The sequence below is a fragment of the Streptomyces sp. NBC_00727 genome (assembly GCF_045161745.1).
Classification (GTDB): Bacteria; Actinomycetota; Actinomycetes; order Streptomycetales; family Streptomycetaceae; genus Streptomyces.
Genome location: NZ_CP108981.1, coordinates 3,165,808 through 3,180,821, shown reverse-complemented (window position 1 = coordinate 3,180,821; position 15,014 = coordinate 3,165,808). Strand labels below are relative to the sequence as shown.

The following is a 15,014-nucleotide window of genomic DNA, read 5'->3' as shown; positions in this document are numbered from 1 at the left end:
CGCTCGATAGCAAGGTGCTGGAGGATCCGTGGACCTGTCCTTGTCGACTCGCAATGTGTCCGGCCCTGGTGGCGACCGTACGGTCGTCGAGGTCGGTGGCGAGATTGATGTGTATACCGCGCCCAAGCTGCGCGAGCAGTTGGTCGAGTTGGTGAATGACGGCAGCTACCACCTGGTTGTCGACATGGAAGGCGTCGACTTCCTCGACTCCACCGGCCTCGGCGTGCTCGTGGGCGGCCTGAAGCGTGTGCGCGCCCATGAGGGCTCGCTGCGCCTGGTGTGCAACCAGGAGCGCATTCTCAAGATTTTCCGGATCACCGGTCTGACCAAGGTGTTCCCGATCCACACGACGGTCGACGAGGCCGTCGCGGCCACCGACTGACATCCGGCCTGTCGCCGGGCCGGTTACCCGCCGGCCCGGCGACGGTCCCGGCTGCGGCGGCTCCGGTGGGAGACCGCCGGGGCGGCAGCCTCTGTTCCGCCGTGGCCGGTGAGCCCCGGCCGGCTTTCGGCGGCTGCCGGATCACCCGGTCGGCGGTCCATGGCTGACTTAATTGTCAGCTGTCCGACTCGCCCGGACGAGATCGTCCTGCGGGCCGGGATCAGCGGGCTCGCAGACAGCGCCACGGGCCCTGGACCATGGGACCCGTGCCTGGCATGCACATACGTACGTTCGAGGGGGATCGCATGGCCACCGTTGAACTCCGCTTCAGCGCCCAGCCCGAACACGTCAGGACCGCCCGTCTCGTGGCGGCGGCCGTGGCGCGCAGGGCCGGGGTCGACGAGGCCGTGCTCGACGAGGTCCGGCTCGCCGTGGGTGAGGCGTGCAGCCGGGCCGTCGGCCTGCACCGCAGCCATGGCATCACGGCTCCTGTCACGGTCGTCCTGATCGAGGAGGAGAAGACGTTCGCCATCGAGGTCGGTGACGAGGTCCCTGGCCCCGGCGCGGACGGCTCCGTTCCGGGCGGCGTCTCCGGGCGACGTGCTGCCACATCCGGTGGAGGGCTCGGCGAGCCGGAGGCGGACGACGAGGACGAGATGGGCCTCGCGGTCATCAGTGGCCTCGTCGACGACGTCGAGGTCAGATCCGGTGCGGACGGTGGCGTCATCCGGATGAGCTGGCCCAAGACACCGGTCGCGGTTCTTCCCTGACCGGTCGGCCTGCGGTGTCTCCGCGGGGCGCATGTCCCCCGGTCGAGTGATGTGGGCTCAGTTCGCTTTCCTGTCGTGCTGTCTGACGGCCCGTACGCCGGAAGGCTTCTCGTGCGAGTGGGGAATCGCTCGCGTGTTCCCATCGGGGAGGGCTGTCCGGGTGAGTTGTATATCCCTCATTTCCCTTGGTGCAAATGGCTGCAAAAGCCCGCCCATTGGACGCCCGGCACCCGGATGGAGGGCGTTCGGCGTGTAAGTTCCGGGGCCGAAGAGCCTTGGAAGGGACCAAACCGGTGAACAAGAAGCTTGCAGCCGCGCTGTCCGGCGGTGCGGTACTCGTACTGGCACTGTCGGGCTGCAGCGACGACAGCGACGACAAGGTGAACGACTGGGCCAAGAAGGTCTGCGACCAGGTCCACCCGCAGCTGCAGAAGATCGCGAACGCCAACGCGTCCATCCAGCAGCAGACCGCCGACAACAGCAAGCCCGCCGACGTCCAGGAGACCGACTCGGCCGCCTTCCAGCAGATCTCGCAGGCGTACAAGGCGCTGGGCTCGGCCGTCGACTCCGCCGGTCCGCCGCCGGTCGACGACGGCGAGACCACGCAGAAGGAGGCCGTGAAGGAGCTCAACGCCTCTTCCGCGGCCTACGCGAAGCTGCAGGAGAAGGTCGACGCCCTGAACACGAAGGACCAGGGGAAGTTCGCCGACGGCCTCAAGGGCATCGCGGACGAGCTGAACAAGATCAGCACCAGCGGTGACCAGGCGCTGAAGAAGCTCCAGTCCGGCGAGGTCGGCACCGCGATGGCCAAGCAGGAGGGCTGCCAGAAGCCGACTGCCTCGGCGTCTCCCTCGGCCGGCAAGTCGGACGACTCCGAGCCCTCGGCCCAGCCTTCGAGCGAGCCGTCGAAGGAAGCGTCCCCGTCGGCATCCGCCAGTAAGAAGGCGTAACGGCGCGGTAGGCCGACGGCCTGCACGTATCGGAAGAGCGGCCCGGCACACCCTGGGGATACCTGGGCGTGGCCGGGCCGCTGCCGTTGTCAGTGGGAGCCGTCACAATGGGGCACGTGAGTAAGACCAGCCTTTTCGCAGCAGACCTTCCCTCGGCGGACCGCGCCCCGCAGCTCCGCGAGGCCCTGCTCGCGGCCGCGTTCACGGCCGACGGGCTCCTCGACCTGCTCGGTGCGTCCGCCTACGCCGCGCTGGCACGCAGCGAAACGGTGCCGGCTCTGCGCGCCACGCGGGGCGAGTCGCGGCTCGACACGCTGGTGCGCCTCTTCCTGCTCCAGCGGGCGGTGCCCGCCGAGCGGGTGGCGACCGTGCTCCCCCTGGCGGAGTGCGTGGCGGACGGCTGGCTGACCGAGACGGCCGGCGAGGTCCGGGCGACCGCCGATGTGCGGCCGTACGGCGGGCCGGACGGCGAGGACTGGTTCATCGTCTCCGACCTGGGCTGCGCGGTGGGCGGCGCGGGCGGGATCGGCTCGCGCGAGAAGGGCGTCGTCCTCGGCATCGGCGGGGCCTCCACCACCCTGGCCGGGATCACCGTCCGCGAGCCCGTCGGCTCCGCCCTCGACATCGGTACGGGCTCCGGCATCCAGGCGCTGCACGCCGCGCAGCACGCCACCAGGGTCACGGCCACCGATCTCAATCCGCGCGCCCTCGAATTCGCCCGGCTCACCCTCGCCCTGTCCGGCGCCGCCCCGGCCGATCTGCGCGAGGGCTCCCTGTACGAGCCGGTCGATGCCGAGACCTTCGACCTGATCGTCTCCAATCCGCCGTTCGTCATCTCGCCCGGCGCCCGGCTCACCTACCGCGACGGCGGCATGGCCGGTGACGACCTGTGCCGGACCCTGGTGCAGCAGACGGGCGACCGGCTCAACGAGGGCGGCTTCGCGCACTTCCTGGCCAACTGGGAGCACACCGAGGACGAGGAATGGCAGGACCGGCTGCGCGCCTGGGTTCCGGCGGGCTGTGACGCCTGGATCGTGCAGCGCGAGGTGCAGGACGTCGCGCAGTACGCCGAGTTGTGGCTGCGCGACAGCGGCGACCACCGCACGGACCCGGCGGAGTACGAGGCGCGGTACGACGCCTGGCTGGACGAGTTCGAGGCCCGCCGGACGAAGGGCGTCGGCTTCGGCTGGATCACTCTGCGGAAGTCCGCCGCCGCGGCCGCCGCAGACCCCTCGATCGTGATCGAGGAGTGGCCGCACGCGGTGGAGCAGCCGCTCGGCACCGCCGTCGAGGCGCACTTCGCCCGCCAGGACTATCTGCGCGAGCAGGACGACGCGGCGCTCCTGGCCGCCCATTTCACCCTGGCCACCGAGGTGGTCCAGGAGCAGGTCGGGCTCCCCGGGGCGGAGGACCCGGAGCACGTGGTGCTCCGTCAGAACCGCGGCATGCGCAGGGCCACGAAGGTCGACGCGGTCGGCGCCGGATTCGCCGGGGTGTGCGACGGCTCGCTGCCCGCCGGGCGCATCCTCGATGCCATCGCGCAGCTGATGAACGAGGACCCGGTGCTGCTCCGCGACCGCACCCCGCAGGCCATCCGGCTGCTCGTCGAGGAGGGCTTCCTGGAGCCGCTGCCCCCGGGCGGACGGGTGGCCGGGTGATCCGGATCGAGCTGGACGAGGCGTCGCTCGGCGCGACCCGCATCGCGATCAGCCCGCTGTGGGACGCCTTCTGCAGCCTCCATCTCGCGATGCCGCACCGCCATCCCTCCCGCCCTTACGAGGAATGGGTGGTGCGGGCCCGGGAGGTGCTGCGCGAGGACGACCGGACGCATGCGCTCCGGCTGCTGATCGACGGCCCGCACCAGTTCCCCGACTTCCTGCTGCCCCGGCCCGTCGGGGCCACGTCCGTCGAGGCGGAGCTCGACGCGGTCCGCGCCACCCCGGCCGACGTCGTACGGGCCGGAGTCGCCGAGCACTACGCCGGGATGGAGGACCACCCGCACGTGCGGCCGTATCTCGACGATCCCGGGGCCGCGTGCGAGGCGCTCGCCGATGCCTACGCCGCGTACTGGGAAGGTGCGCTGGCCGCCCATTGGCCCGTCATGCGGCGTCTCGTCGAGGACGAAGTGCTCATACGGGCACGGACGTTCGCCACCGAGGGTGTGGACGCGCTCTTCACCGGCCTGGAGAGCCGGGCCAAGTGGGAGCCGCCCGTGCTGGAGCTGACCAAGCACATCGACGCGGAGTACCGGGCGGGCGAGCGGCGGCTGCTTCTCGTGCCCCTCGTCTTCGCGGAGGGCTGCCGGCTCTACTCCACCGACGACCCCGAGGTCCTGACGGTGTCCTTCCAGGCGCGCGGTGCGGGTGCCCTGCGCGAGCGGCAGGCGGAGCGGGCCGACAGCGGCGACCGGCTTGGGCTCCTGCTGGGCCGGGGCCGGGCCTCGGTCCTGCGCCAGCTCGGGGGACCGCTCACCACGGCCGGGATAGCCGACCGGCTAGGCCTCGCGCCGAGCACGGTCTCGGAGCACCTGTCCGTCCTCGCCGAAGCCGACGTCGTCACCCGGCACCGGATCGGGCGCAGTGTCTACTACCAACTCACCGACACCGGCCGCGCTCTCCTCGCGCTGCTCTCGGGGGAAGACGTGCTGCGCGCGGTGTCGTGAGACGCGGCGGAACGGCACGGACGATTCGGGGGGCTCCGAATCAATGGCGGGGGCGGCGGAGGCGGACCTAGCGTCCGGGCCATGCTTGCGATCGAGGCGAAGAACCTGCGCCGCACCTACACCAGCCGGACCGGCTTCCTGCGTCCGCGCCGCACCAAGACCGAAGCCGTGCGGGGGATCACCTTCGAGGTGGCGCGCGGCGAGCTCTTCGGGCTCCTCGGGCCCAACGGCGCGGGCAAGACCACCACCATCAAGATGCTCAACACCCTGCTGCTGCCCACCTCCGGCACGGCCAGGGTGCTGGGGCACGACGTGGCGTCCGACCCCGTCGCCGTACGCCGCCGGATCGGTTACGTCTTCGGCGGCGACCGGGGTCTGTACGACCGGCTCTCCGCCCTCGACAACCTGCGGTACTTCGCCGAGCTGTACGGCGTCGAGCCGCGGCACCAGAAGCGGCGGATCGGCGAACTGCTCGACCTGGCCGGCCTCGCCGGGCGGGAGAAGGAACGCGTCGAGGGGTATTCGCGGGGCATGCGGCAGCGGCTGCACATCGCGCGCGGTCTGCTGCACAGGCCCGACGTGCTGTTCCTCGACGAACCGTCCATCGGCGTCGACCCGGTGGCGGCGCGCGACCTGCGCCGCACCGTCGCCGACCTGCGCGCCGACGGCACCACGGTGCTGCTGACCACGCATTACATGGCGGAGGCCGACGAGCTGTGCGACCGGATCGCCGTCATCGCGGGCGGCACCATCCGGGCCCTCGGCACCCCGGACCGGCTCAAGTCGCGCGTCCAGGAACGCGGCATCCTGGAGATCGAGGCGTACGGGGCGGGCGAGGACCACCTCGAACGCATCCGCGCCGTGGCGGGAGTGCACGGCGTGGCGGCCGAGGACCGGGGCAGCCGACAGGCCGTCATCGTGCAGACGGAGCGCGGCGCCGACCTGCACGGACAGGTCCTGGCAGCGCTCGACGGGGTTCGCGTTGGACGGGTCGTCACCCGGGAACCCACGCTCGAGGACGCCTACATCGCGATCGTGGAGGAGGCGGACGAGCCGGCGCCCGCGGACGAGCCCGCCCCCGACGGACCCGCCTCTGCCCGGACCGCCCCCGACGGACCCGCCTCTGCCCGGGCCGTCCCCGGCGACAGCGAGGTCGCGGCATGACGTTCGCCAGGGCCCTGCGCCTGATCGTCGTCGGCGTGCGGACGCACGTCTCGTACATGAGCCGCTCGCCGCTCGAAATCACCTTCGCCGTCCTCGTTCCCCTGGTGTACGCGACCCTCTCCGTCTACCTTTTCCGCGCCGCCGACGACCCCGGCCGGCTGCTGACCGCGGCGGTCGGGGCCGGGCTGATGGGCATCTGGTCCTCGGTGCTCTTCGGTTCGGGCGGTGCTGTCCAGAACCAGCGCTGGCTGGGCACGCTGGAGACGCTCGTCGCCTCGCCCACCCCGCTCTCCCTCGTCCTGCTGCCCATCACCCTGGCCACCGCCGTCATCGGCACCTATGCCATGGGCGCGACGGTGCTCTGGGGCGCGGTGCTGTTCGACGTGCCCCTGGACTTCGCGCATCCGCTGCTCTTCCTGGCCGCCGTCCCGGTCTGTGTGCTCTCGCTCGGGATGATGGGGCTGCTGCTCGCCGCCACCTTCGTCCTGCTGCGCAATGCGAACGCGCTGGCCAACCCGCTGGACGCGCCCGTGTGGCTGCTGTCCGGGATGCTCGTGCCCATCACCGTGCTGCCGGACTGGACGCGTCCGGTTTCCTGGGCGCTCCCCACGACCTGGGGCTCCCGTGCGGTGCACGCCGCCACCTCCGGCGGGGCCGGAACCGGTGAGGTGCTGGTTCCCATGGGGGTCGCCCTCGGACTCGGGGCGTTCTACGCGCTGCTCGCCGTCCTCGTGCTGGGACGCGTCGAACGGCGCGCCCGGGCCGCCGCGACCCTCGCCCTGGCCTGACCTGCCGAGCGAGCCCGTCCCGCCCCGCCGCGCAGGCCCGCGCCCCGCCCCCGTTCCCGCTGCACCCCAGGAGTTGGCCGAATGCCCACCCGTACCCCTCACACAGATTCCGGTTCCGTCCCCGGCCCGTACCGCCGAACCGTTTCCGCGCTGCGGCTCGTGGTGATCGGTGGGGCCCTCTCCTACCGGGCACTCTTCAACTGGACGACACCGCCGATGTTCATCGGCACCCTGCTCGTCGGCCCGCTGCTGCAACTCCTCTTCTTCGTCTTCCTCGGACGGCAGCTGCACGTCGCCGACGACCGCTTCTATCTGCTCGGCAACGCCGTCATCTCCGCGTCCACAGCCTGTGTGTACGGGGGCACGATGGCCGTCGCCAACGAGCGGCGGTACGGGACGCTCGGCGCGGTTCTGCTCAGCCCCCGGAACCGGGCTCCGCTCTGGTTCGGCCGGGCGATCCCGTACGTGCTGAACGGCCTCGTCATCAGTGTCTTCACGCTCTCCGCCGCCTGCCTCCTGCTCGGTCTGCGCATTCCGGTTGAGGCGCTGCCGGGGCTCGGTGCGGTTCTGCTCTCCGCTGCGGCCGGATGCTCCGCCTTCGGCCTGGCGCTGGGGGCGCTGGGGCTGCGTTTCCGGGATGTCTTCCTCGTATCGAACGTAGCCAGTTCCGTACTCCTGCTCCTGACCGGCGCGAACGTGCCGCGGGAGACCCTGCCGGGATGGATGCGAGCCGTCGGGGACGTACTCCCGCTGACTCACGCCGCCGACGCGGCACGTCAGTTGTCCGCCGGTGGCGGTCTCGACGGCCGGGGTCTCGCGGCCGAACTCCTGACGGGAGCGGGGTACGCGCTGCTCGCCGTCGTGCTGCTGGCCTTGTTCGAACGCGGGAGCCGGCGGCGCGCGACGCTCGACGTGATGTGACGGTCCTGCCGTTCACCCCGTGTTGGCGTCCGCGACGCTCCGCGGTGGGAACCTCCCCCCGTCAGCCGAGGAATCGGCAGGAAGAGGGAGGCGTACGGGATGGAGAGCGGACCCGCTGTCTTCGCCGGAACGACGTTCGCACTGTTCGGGGTGGCGCTGCTGCTGTGGACGGGGGCGTGCGTGCTGCACCGCGCGCCGGTCGCGTACCGGGTGAGCCCCGCCCTCTCCACCGCACTCGCCACTGTGTTCGGCGTACTTTTCCTCGTCCTCGGGGTGTGGTGCCTCGGCCGTGTCTGAGCACGCCTCCGCGTCATGCGTACGAGGCCGGCCCGGTCCCGGCAGCCCCGCGCGGCGCCGGGAACACGCCCGGGCCGCCCGCCCCTGGCTCGCTGCCCCGGCAGGGCGGCCGGGGCGCCGCCGAAACCCGCAGGCAGCGGGCGTGCGCGAAGCGGACTGAGCGGGCCGGGCGGCAGGAATGGCGGAAGTCGGGTTACCGTTCGAGTGGCCGTTGCGGGCTTTTGCCGTTTGACACGGGGGCGGGTTGTACCGTCACACTCCGCAGCGACAGCACTGTCGGCAGCGTTCTCACGCTGCCCGGATGCCCACCGAGCGTCGACCGGAGAGAAGAGCGAAGTTGTCCCCGACCAGCGAGACCGCACAGGGCGGCCGCCGACTCGTCATCGTCGAGTCGCCTGCCAAGGCGAAGACGATCAAGGGCTATCTCGGCCCCGGATACGTCGTCGAGGCGAGCGTCGGGCACATCCGCGACCTCCCGAACGGCGCCGCCGAGGTACCGGACGAGTACACCGGCGAGGTGCGCCGCCTCGGCGTGGACGTCGAGAACGACTTCGAGCCGATCTACGTCGTCAACGCCGACAAGAAGGCCCAGGTCAGGAAGCTGAAGCAGCTGCTGGCCGAGTCCGACGAACTCTTCCTCGCCACCGATGAGGACCGCGAGGGCGAAGCCATCGCGTGGCACCTGCAGGAAGTCCTGCGCCCCAAGGTGCCGGTCCACCGGATGGTCTTCCACGAGATCACCAAGGACGCGATCCGGGCCGCCGTCGCCAACCCGCGCGAGCTGAACCAGCGCATGGTCGACGCCCAGGAGACCCGCCGCATCCTCGACCGTCTCTACGGCTACGAGGTATCGCCGGTCCTGTGGAAGAAGGTCATGCCGAAGCTCTCGGCGGGCCGCGTCCAGTCCGTGGCCACCCGCCTCGTCGTCGAACGGGAGCGCGAGCGCATCGCCTTCCGGTCCGCCGAGTACTGGGACCTGACCGGAACCTTCGCCACCGGCCGCGGCGTAGCTGGGGGGAGCGCAGCGACTTCGCTTGAGGGTGGTGGTGGGCGACGGGAGGGCGCCTCCGACCCGTCCACGCTCACCGCCCGGCTCAGCGCCGTCGACGGACGCCGCATCGCCCAGGGCCGCGACTTCGGTCCGGACGGGCAGCTCAAGTCCGCCTCGGGCCAGACGCTGCACCTGGACGAGGCGAACGCCCGGGCGCTGGCCGCCGCGCTCACCGACTCCGCGTTCGCCGTGCGGTCCGTCGAGTCGAAGCCGTACCGCCGTTCCCCGTACGCCCCGTTCCGGACGACGACCCTCCAGCAGGAGGCGAGCCGCAAGCTGGGCTTCGGGGCGAAGGCCACCATGCAGGTCGCGCAGAAGCTGTACGAGAACGGCTTCATCACCTATATGCGTACGGACTCCACGACCCTCTCGGACACCGCGATCGTCGCGGCCCGGGCGCAGGTCACGCAGCTGTACGGGGCCGACTACCTGCCCGAGAAGCCGCGCACCTACGCCGGCAAGGTCAAGAACGCGCAGGAGGCGCACGAGGCGATCCGCCCCTCCGGCGACCGCTTCCGCACCCCTGCCGAGACGGGCCTCACCGGCGACCAGTTCCGGCTGTACGAGCTGATCTGGAAGCGGACCGTCGCCTCCCAGATGAAGGACGCGACCGGTAACTCGGTCACCGTCAAGATCGGCGGCCGGGCGAGCGACGGCCGCGACGCCGAGTTCTCCGCGTCCGGCAAGACGATCACCTTCCACGGCTTCATGAAGGCGTACGTCGAGGGGGCCGACGACCCGAACGCGGAGCTGGACGACCGCGAGCGGCGGCTGCCGCAGGTCACCGAGGGCGACACGCTGTCCGCCGACGAGGTCTCGGTCGACGGCCACGCGACGAAGCCGCCGGCCCGGTACACCGAGGCCTCGCTGGTCAAGGAGCTCGAAGAGCGCGAGATCGGCCGCCCGTCGACGTACGCCTCGATCATCGGGACCATCCTCGACCGCGGCTACGTGTTCAAGAAGGGCACGGCCCTCGTGCCGTCGTTCCTGTCGTTCGCCGTGGTCAACCTGCTGGAGAAGCACTTCGGCCGGCTCGTCGACTACGACTTCACGGCCCGCATGGAGGACGACCTCGACCGCATCGCACGCGGTGAGGCCCAGTCCGTGCCGTGGCTGAAGCGGTTCTACTTCGGTACGCAGGAAGGGGACGACGCGGCCGGTGCGGGTGCGGCGTCCGACGCGGGCAACGGCGACGGCGACCACCTCGGCGGGCTCAAGGAACTCGTCACCGACCTCGGCGCGATCGACGCCCGCGAGATCTCGTCCTTCCCCGTCGGCAACGACATCAAGCTTCGCGTCGGCCGCTACGGCCCGTACATCGAGCGCGGCGAGAAGGACTCCGAGGGCCACCAGCGCGCGGACGTCCCCGAGGACCTGGCGCCCGACGAGCTGTCCGTCGAATACGCGGAGGAGCTGCTGGCCAAGCCGAGCGGTGACTTCGAGCTCGGCGCGGACCCGGTCAGCGGGAACCAGATCATCGCCAAGGACGGCCGCTACGGCCCGTACGTCACCGAGGTGCTGCCCGAGGGCACGCCGAAGACCGGCAAGAACGCGGTGAAGCCGCGGACGGCTTCGCTGCTCAAGTCGATGTCGATCGACACGGTGACGCTGGCCGACGCCCTCAAGCTGATGTCGCTGCCGCGGGTGGTCGGAGTGGACGCCGAAGGCGTCGAGATCACCGCGCAGAACGGGCGCTACGGGCCGTACCTGAAGAAGGGCACGGACTCGCGGTCGCTGACCTCCGAGGACCAGATCTTCGACATCACCCTCGAAGAGGCGCTGGCGATCTACGCGCAGCCGAAGCAGCGGGGGCGGGCCGCGGCGAAGCCGCCGCTGAAGGAACTGGGCACGGATCCGGTGAGCGGGGCTCCGGTCGTCGTGAAGGACGGGCGGTTCGGTCCGTACGTCACCGACGGCGAGACGAACGCGACGCTGCGCACCGGGGACAGTGTCGAGGACATCACGCCGGAGCGGGGGTACGAGCTGCTCGCCGAGAAGCGGGCCAAGGGGCCGGCGAAGAAGAAGACGACGAAGAAGGCTCCTGCCAAGAAGGCGCCTGCGAAGAAGGCTGCGGCGACGAAGAAGGCTGCGGCGACGAAGAAGGCTGTGGCGAAGAAGACCACGGCGAAGAAGGCTGTTGCCAAGAAGGCGTCTGCGGCGAAGAAGGCTGCCGCGGAGGATTAGTCGTCTCAGGCGGGGCCTGGGGCGGGGCGCGCCTGCGGCGGGCCTTTCCCCTCCCCGCCCCTTCCCGAAACCGGGGCTCTGCCCCGGGCCCCGCGCCTCAAACGCCGGGGGGGCTGGGGGGTGTGGCGGGGCTTTGCCCCGGGCCCCGCGCCTCAAACGCCGGGGGGGCTGGGGGGTGTGGCGGGGCTTTGCCTCGGGCCCCGCGCCTCAAACGCCGGGGGGGCTGGGGGTGTGGCGGGGCTTTGCCTCGGGCCCCGCGCCTCAAACGCCGGCGGGGCCGGGGGTGTCCGCCAGCGGGCTGGGTGGGGGGCCGACGGTGGCAGGGTTGGGTGTTTGTTCGGGTGGGGACACGGTGGGTGGTGGTGGGCCGTTAGGCTGGGCGGATGACGCGAGCCGAGCAGCCTACGGTCGTGAGCCCCACCTCCGACACACTTGCCGCAGACTCACGCGAGCGCGCCGTACGAGCCCTGTTGCGTGTTCCCCCGCTGAAGCGGTTGTGGAGCGCACAGCTCGTCGGCGGTACCGGCGATGCACTCGCCCTTCTCGTGCTGGTGTTGCTGTCGCTGCAAGCGGCGGTCCTTGAGGGCTCATTCGGGTCCGGATACCGCGGAGCGGCGTTCGCCGTCGCCGCCGTGTTCGGGGCCCGGACCATTTCCACCTTGCTCTTCGGAGCCGTACTTCTGGGGCCTTTGACGTCCCTCACCGCACCGGGCGGGCCGATCGACCGGCGGTGGCTGATGATCGGGGCCGACGGGCTGCGACTCGCGCTACTGGTCGTCGCGCCGCTGTGGATCGACTGGACGCCGTCCAACGCGCTTACCATGATCCTCGTCACCGTCTTCGTGACCGGCGCCGCCGAACGTTTGTGGACGGTCGCCAAGGAGAGCGCGGCCCCCGCGCTGCTGCCCGCCCCGCCGATCGAGGGCGCCGCTGTGCGCCCGCTGCCGGACCATCTCGACGCGCTGCGCCGGCTCTCCCTGCGTACGGACTTCGCGGCCGTCCCCCTCGCCGCGGCCGTTCTGCTGGTCGCCACGGTCATCGGCAACCTGCTGGGCTCCGGCCTCGACTGGTTCTCCTTCCACCAGGCGGCCCTCGGTTCGTACGTCGCGGCCGGGCTGTTCTCCGCCTCCATCTCCACCCTGTACTTCCTGGAACTGCCTGGTACGCAGACGCCCCGCCCGCGCTCCCCGCTGGAGGGATTGCGGCGCCCGTCCGCGGGGAACGGCCCCGACAAGGGGCGTACCGGTGCCATCCCGCTGATCGTCGCCACCTGCGCCGCGGTCGCCGGAGCCATCGCCGCGGCGGCCGCGGTCGCCGTACTGCACGCCAGCGACCTCGGCGGCGGCCCGGTCACCCTCTCCCTGCTGATCCTCGCTCTCACCGGCGGTACGGGTGTAGGTATCCGTACGGCGGGGAAGGTGCTGCCCACGCTGTCGCGGCGGCGGATGCTGTCGCTCGCCACCGCCATCACCGGTATCGCCCTCCTGGCGATGGGCCTCGTCCCGGACACCGCCACCGTCGTCCTGCTCGCCACCCTCGCCGGGTATGCGGCGGGCGTCGCCGCGAACACCGGTCATGTCCTCGTCGACCAGGAGACCGAGGAAGCCCGCCGGACCAGGACCACCGAACACCTCCAGGCCGTCGTCCGGGTCCTGATCGCGCTCGGTGCGGTCGGCGGCCCCCTGGTGGCCGCGGCCATCGGCACCCACCGGCTGACCACGGGCGACTTCGTCTTCGCCCACGGCGGCGCGGCGTTCACGCTGATGCTCGTCGGTGCCCTGCTGCTGCCGGTCGCGGTCATCGTCCTCGCGAAGACGGACGACCGCTCCGGCGTGCCGCTGCGGCGTGACCTGCGCGAGGCCCTGCGCGGCGGCGACCCGGCGGTCGCACCCGCCGCGAACGGCTTCTTCATCGCCCTGGAAGGCGGCGACGGAGCAGGCAAGTCCACCCAGGTCGACGCGCTCGCCGAGTGGATCCGGGCGAAGGGCCACGAGGTCGTCGTCACCCGTGAGCCCGGCGCGACCCCGGTCGGCAAGCGGCTGCGGTCCATCCTGCTCGACGTGTCGTCGGCCGGACTGTCCAACCGGGCCGAGGCCCTGCTGTACGCCGCCGACCGCGCCGAGCACGTCGATTCGGTCGTCCGCCCGGCTCTGGAGCGCGGCGCGGTCGTCATCTCCGATCGCTACATCGACTCGTCCGTCGCCTACCAGGGCGCGGGCCGGGACCTGGCGCCCACCGAGATCGCTCGCATCTCGCGCTGGGCGACGAGCGGACTCGTACCGCATCTGACCGTGCTCCTGGACGTCGCGCCCGAGGCCGCGAGGGAACGGTTCACCGAGGCGCCCGACCGGCTGGAGTCCGAGCCGCCCGAGTTCCACGCCCGGGTGCGCTCCGGCTTCCTGACCCTGGCCGCCGCCGACCCGACGCGCTACCTCGTGGTGGACGCCGGGCAGGAACCGGAGGCCGTCACCACGGTCGTACGCCACCGCCTCGACCAGGTCCTGCCCCTCTCCGAGGCCGAGATCAAGGCCCGCGAGGAGGCCCGCAAGGCCGCCGAGGAAGAGGCCAGGCGCCGCGCCGAGGAGGAGGCCGCCCGCAAGGCGGAGGAGGAGCGCCTGGAGCGCGAGCGGCAGGAGCAGCTCGCCAAGCTGCGGGCCGAGGAAGAGGAGCGCAAGCGCCGCGAGGAGGAGGAAGCACGCCGCCGCGAGGCCGAGCGCCAGGCCGAGGAGGCCCGGCAGCGCGCCGAGGAGGAAGCCCGAAAGCGCGCCGCGGAGGAGCGGCAGCGTGCCGAGGAGGCACGCCGCGTCGCCGAGGCCGAGCGCGTCCGCCGCGAGGCGGAGGAAGCCGCGCACGAGGCCGAACAGGCCCGGCTGCGCCGACAGGCGGAGGAGGAGGCCCGGCTGCGCAAGGAGGCCGAGGCCAAGCGCCTGGAGAAGCAGCGCCAGGCCGAGGAGTCCCTCCTGCGGGCCGAGGCCGCCCGCCGTCAGGCGGAAGCGGAGGCTCAGACGAAGGCCCGGGCCGAAGCGGAGCGTGCCCGTGAGCGGGCTGTCCGCGAGGAGGAGGCGCGTGCCCTGGCCGCGCGTCAGGAGGCCCGCACCCGGGCCGTTCAGGAGGAGTCCCGGCTGCGGCAGGACGCCGGTGACTCGTCGGATTCCGGAAGCGCTGACGAGCCGTCCGGTTCGTCCGAGCGCCGCGGGGCCGGCGACGAGCCCTCCGAGCCCTCCGAGCCCTCCGAGCCCGACAACGAGCTGACGGTGCCCACCCCGATCGTCGATCCGAACGAGATCACCCAGCCGGTGCCCTCGCCCACGGACCGGGCGTCGGGCTCCGACCGCCCGTCGGGCTCCGACCGGCCGCGTGGCGGCTCGTCGGCACCCTGGCCGTCCGACCAGGACGAGACGACGGTGATCCCCAAGTTCTCGGACGCGTCCGAACCCTCCGGTGCCTCGGACGAGACGACGGTGCTGCCGGCGATCCAGGACACCGGGCACGGTGCGGTTCGGGATTCCGACCCGGCCGGCCGGGTGCCGCGCGGCATCTTCCGGGACGAGCGGACGGCGGAGGGCGACAACGAGCGCACCCGTGAGCTGCCGCAGATCACCGACCCCCACGCGGGCCCGGGGCAGGCCGAGGAGCAGCAGGGCGCTCGCCGTTCCCGGCGCCCCCGGCCCGACTGGGCGGAGGAGACCCCGCTGGACGACCTGCCCAGCCTGGCCGACGAGCTGCTGGGCCGGCACGACGACGAGGGCCCGGAGTCTTCGGGCGGCCGGGGCCGGCGGCCGCGCCGCTGACCGGAAGACCCTTACGGCCCGGACGCGCCCAGTGTCCGGGACGCCCTTACGGGA

Annotated in this window: 11 protein-coding genes; all 11 read left to right on the top strand. The window is 71.9% G+C overall.

Annotation, left to right across the window (positions count from 1 at the left end; all coding sequences use genetic code 11):
* Window positions 1-28: 28 nt before the first annotated feature.
* The 11 genes from OG242_RS14255 to tmk all read left to right on the top strand — a co-directional run bounded on the left by OG242_RS14255 (window position 29) and on the right by tmk (window position 14,960).
* Window positions 29-382, top strand: a complete 354-nt coding sequence (locus tag OG242_RS14255; protein WP_003967428.1) for an STAS domain-containing protein — start codon at window positions 29-31, stop codon at window positions 380-382.
* A gap of 305 nt (window positions 383-687) precedes the next feature.
* Window positions 688-1,152 carry an ATP-binding protein gene (locus OG242_RS14250; RefSeq protein WP_405898530.1) on the top strand — a complete coding sequence of 155 codons (465 nt, stop codon included), beginning with the start codon at window positions 688-690 and terminating at the stop codon, window positions 1,150-1,152.
* 293 nt (window positions 1,153-1,445) lie between these two features.
* Window positions 1,446-2,102, top strand: coding sequence for a small secreted protein (locus tag OG242_RS14245; protein ID WP_405898529.1), 657 nt, complete (start codon window positions 1,446-1,448; stop codon window positions 2,100-2,102).
* A 107-nt stretch (window positions 2,103-2,209) separates the two neighbouring features.
* Window positions 2,210-3,760, top strand: coding sequence for a methyltransferase (locus tag OG242_RS14240; RefSeq protein WP_405898528.1), 1,551 nt, complete (start codon window positions 2,210-2,212; stop codon window positions 3,758-3,760).
* A complete protein-coding gene (locus OG242_RS14235) occupies window positions 3,757-4,764 on the top strand; it encodes a winged helix-turn-helix domain-containing protein (RefSeq protein ID WP_405898527.1) in 1,008 nt (335 codons plus the stop codon). Before OG242_RS14240 ends, OG242_RS14235 begins: the two co-directional genes overlap by 4 nt.
* An 81-nt stretch (window positions 4,765-4,845) precedes the next feature.
* Window positions 4,846-5,928, top strand: coding sequence for an ATP-binding cassette domain-containing protein (locus tag OG242_RS14230; RefSeq protein ID WP_405898526.1), 1,083 nt, complete (start codon window positions 4,846-4,848; stop codon window positions 5,926-5,928).
* The gene (locus OG242_RS14225) at window positions 5,925-6,716 is read left to right on the top strand and encodes an ABC transporter permease (protein ID WP_405898525.1); all 792 of its coding nucleotides are present in this window, start codon (window positions 5,925-5,927) and stop codon (window positions 6,714-6,716) included. The genes OG242_RS14230 and OG242_RS14225 overlap by 4 nt, the downstream gene beginning before the upstream one ends.
* Before the next feature lie 159 nt (window positions 6,717-6,875).
* Window positions 6,876-7,637: an ABC transporter permease gene (locus OG242_RS14220; RefSeq protein WP_405898524.1), complete on the top strand. Its 762-nt coding sequence runs from the start codon at window positions 6,876-6,878 to the stop codon at window positions 7,635-7,637.
* Between the two features lie 99 nt (window positions 7,638-7,736).
* Window positions 7,737-7,934 (top strand): hypothetical protein, encoded by a 198-nt coding sequence (locus OG242_RS14215; RefSeq protein WP_405898523.1) that lies wholly within the window; start codon window positions 7,737-7,739, stop codon window positions 7,932-7,934.
* Between the two features lie 337 nt (window positions 7,935-8,271).
* Window positions 8,272-11,169 (top strand): type I DNA topoisomerase, encoded by a 2,898-nt coding sequence (gene topA, locus OG242_RS14210; RefSeq protein WP_405898522.1) that lies wholly within the window; start codon window positions 8,272-8,274, stop codon window positions 11,167-11,169.
* Between the two features lie 383 nt (window positions 11,170-11,552).
* Entirely contained in the window at window positions 11,553-14,960 is a 3,408-nt protein-coding gene (tmk, locus tag OG242_RS14205) for a dTMP kinase (protein WP_405898521.1), read from the top strand.
* The last annotated feature ends 54 nt before the right edge of the window (window positions 14,961-15,014 follow it).

What these genes read in the sequence shown, in the direction of transcription:
- OG242_RS14240 (WP_405898528.1), top strand. Translation starts at nt 2,210, where the DNA reads ATGGGGCACGTGAGTAAGACCAGCCTTTTCGCAGCAGACCTTCCCTCG.
- OG242_RS14250 (WP_405898530.1), top strand. Translation starts at nt 688, where the DNA reads ATGGCCACCGTTGAACTCCGCTTCAGCGCCCAGCCCGAACACGTCAGG.
- OG242_RS14230 (WP_405898526.1), top strand. Translation starts at nt 4,846, where the DNA reads ATGCTTGCGATCGAGGCGAAGAACCTGCGCCGCACCTACACCAGCCGG.
- OG242_RS14215 (WP_405898523.1), top strand. Translation starts at nt 7,737, where the DNA reads ATGGAGAGCGGACCCGCTGTCTTCGCCGGAACGACGTTCGCACTGTTC.
- tmk (WP_405898521.1), top strand. Translation starts at nt 11,553, where the DNA reads ATGACGCGAGCCGAGCAGCCTACGGTCGTGAGCCCCACCTCCGACACA.
- OG242_RS14225 (WP_405898525.1), top strand. Translation starts at nt 5,925, where the DNA reads ATGACGTTCGCCAGGGCCCTGCGCCTGATCGTCGTCGGCGTGCGGACG.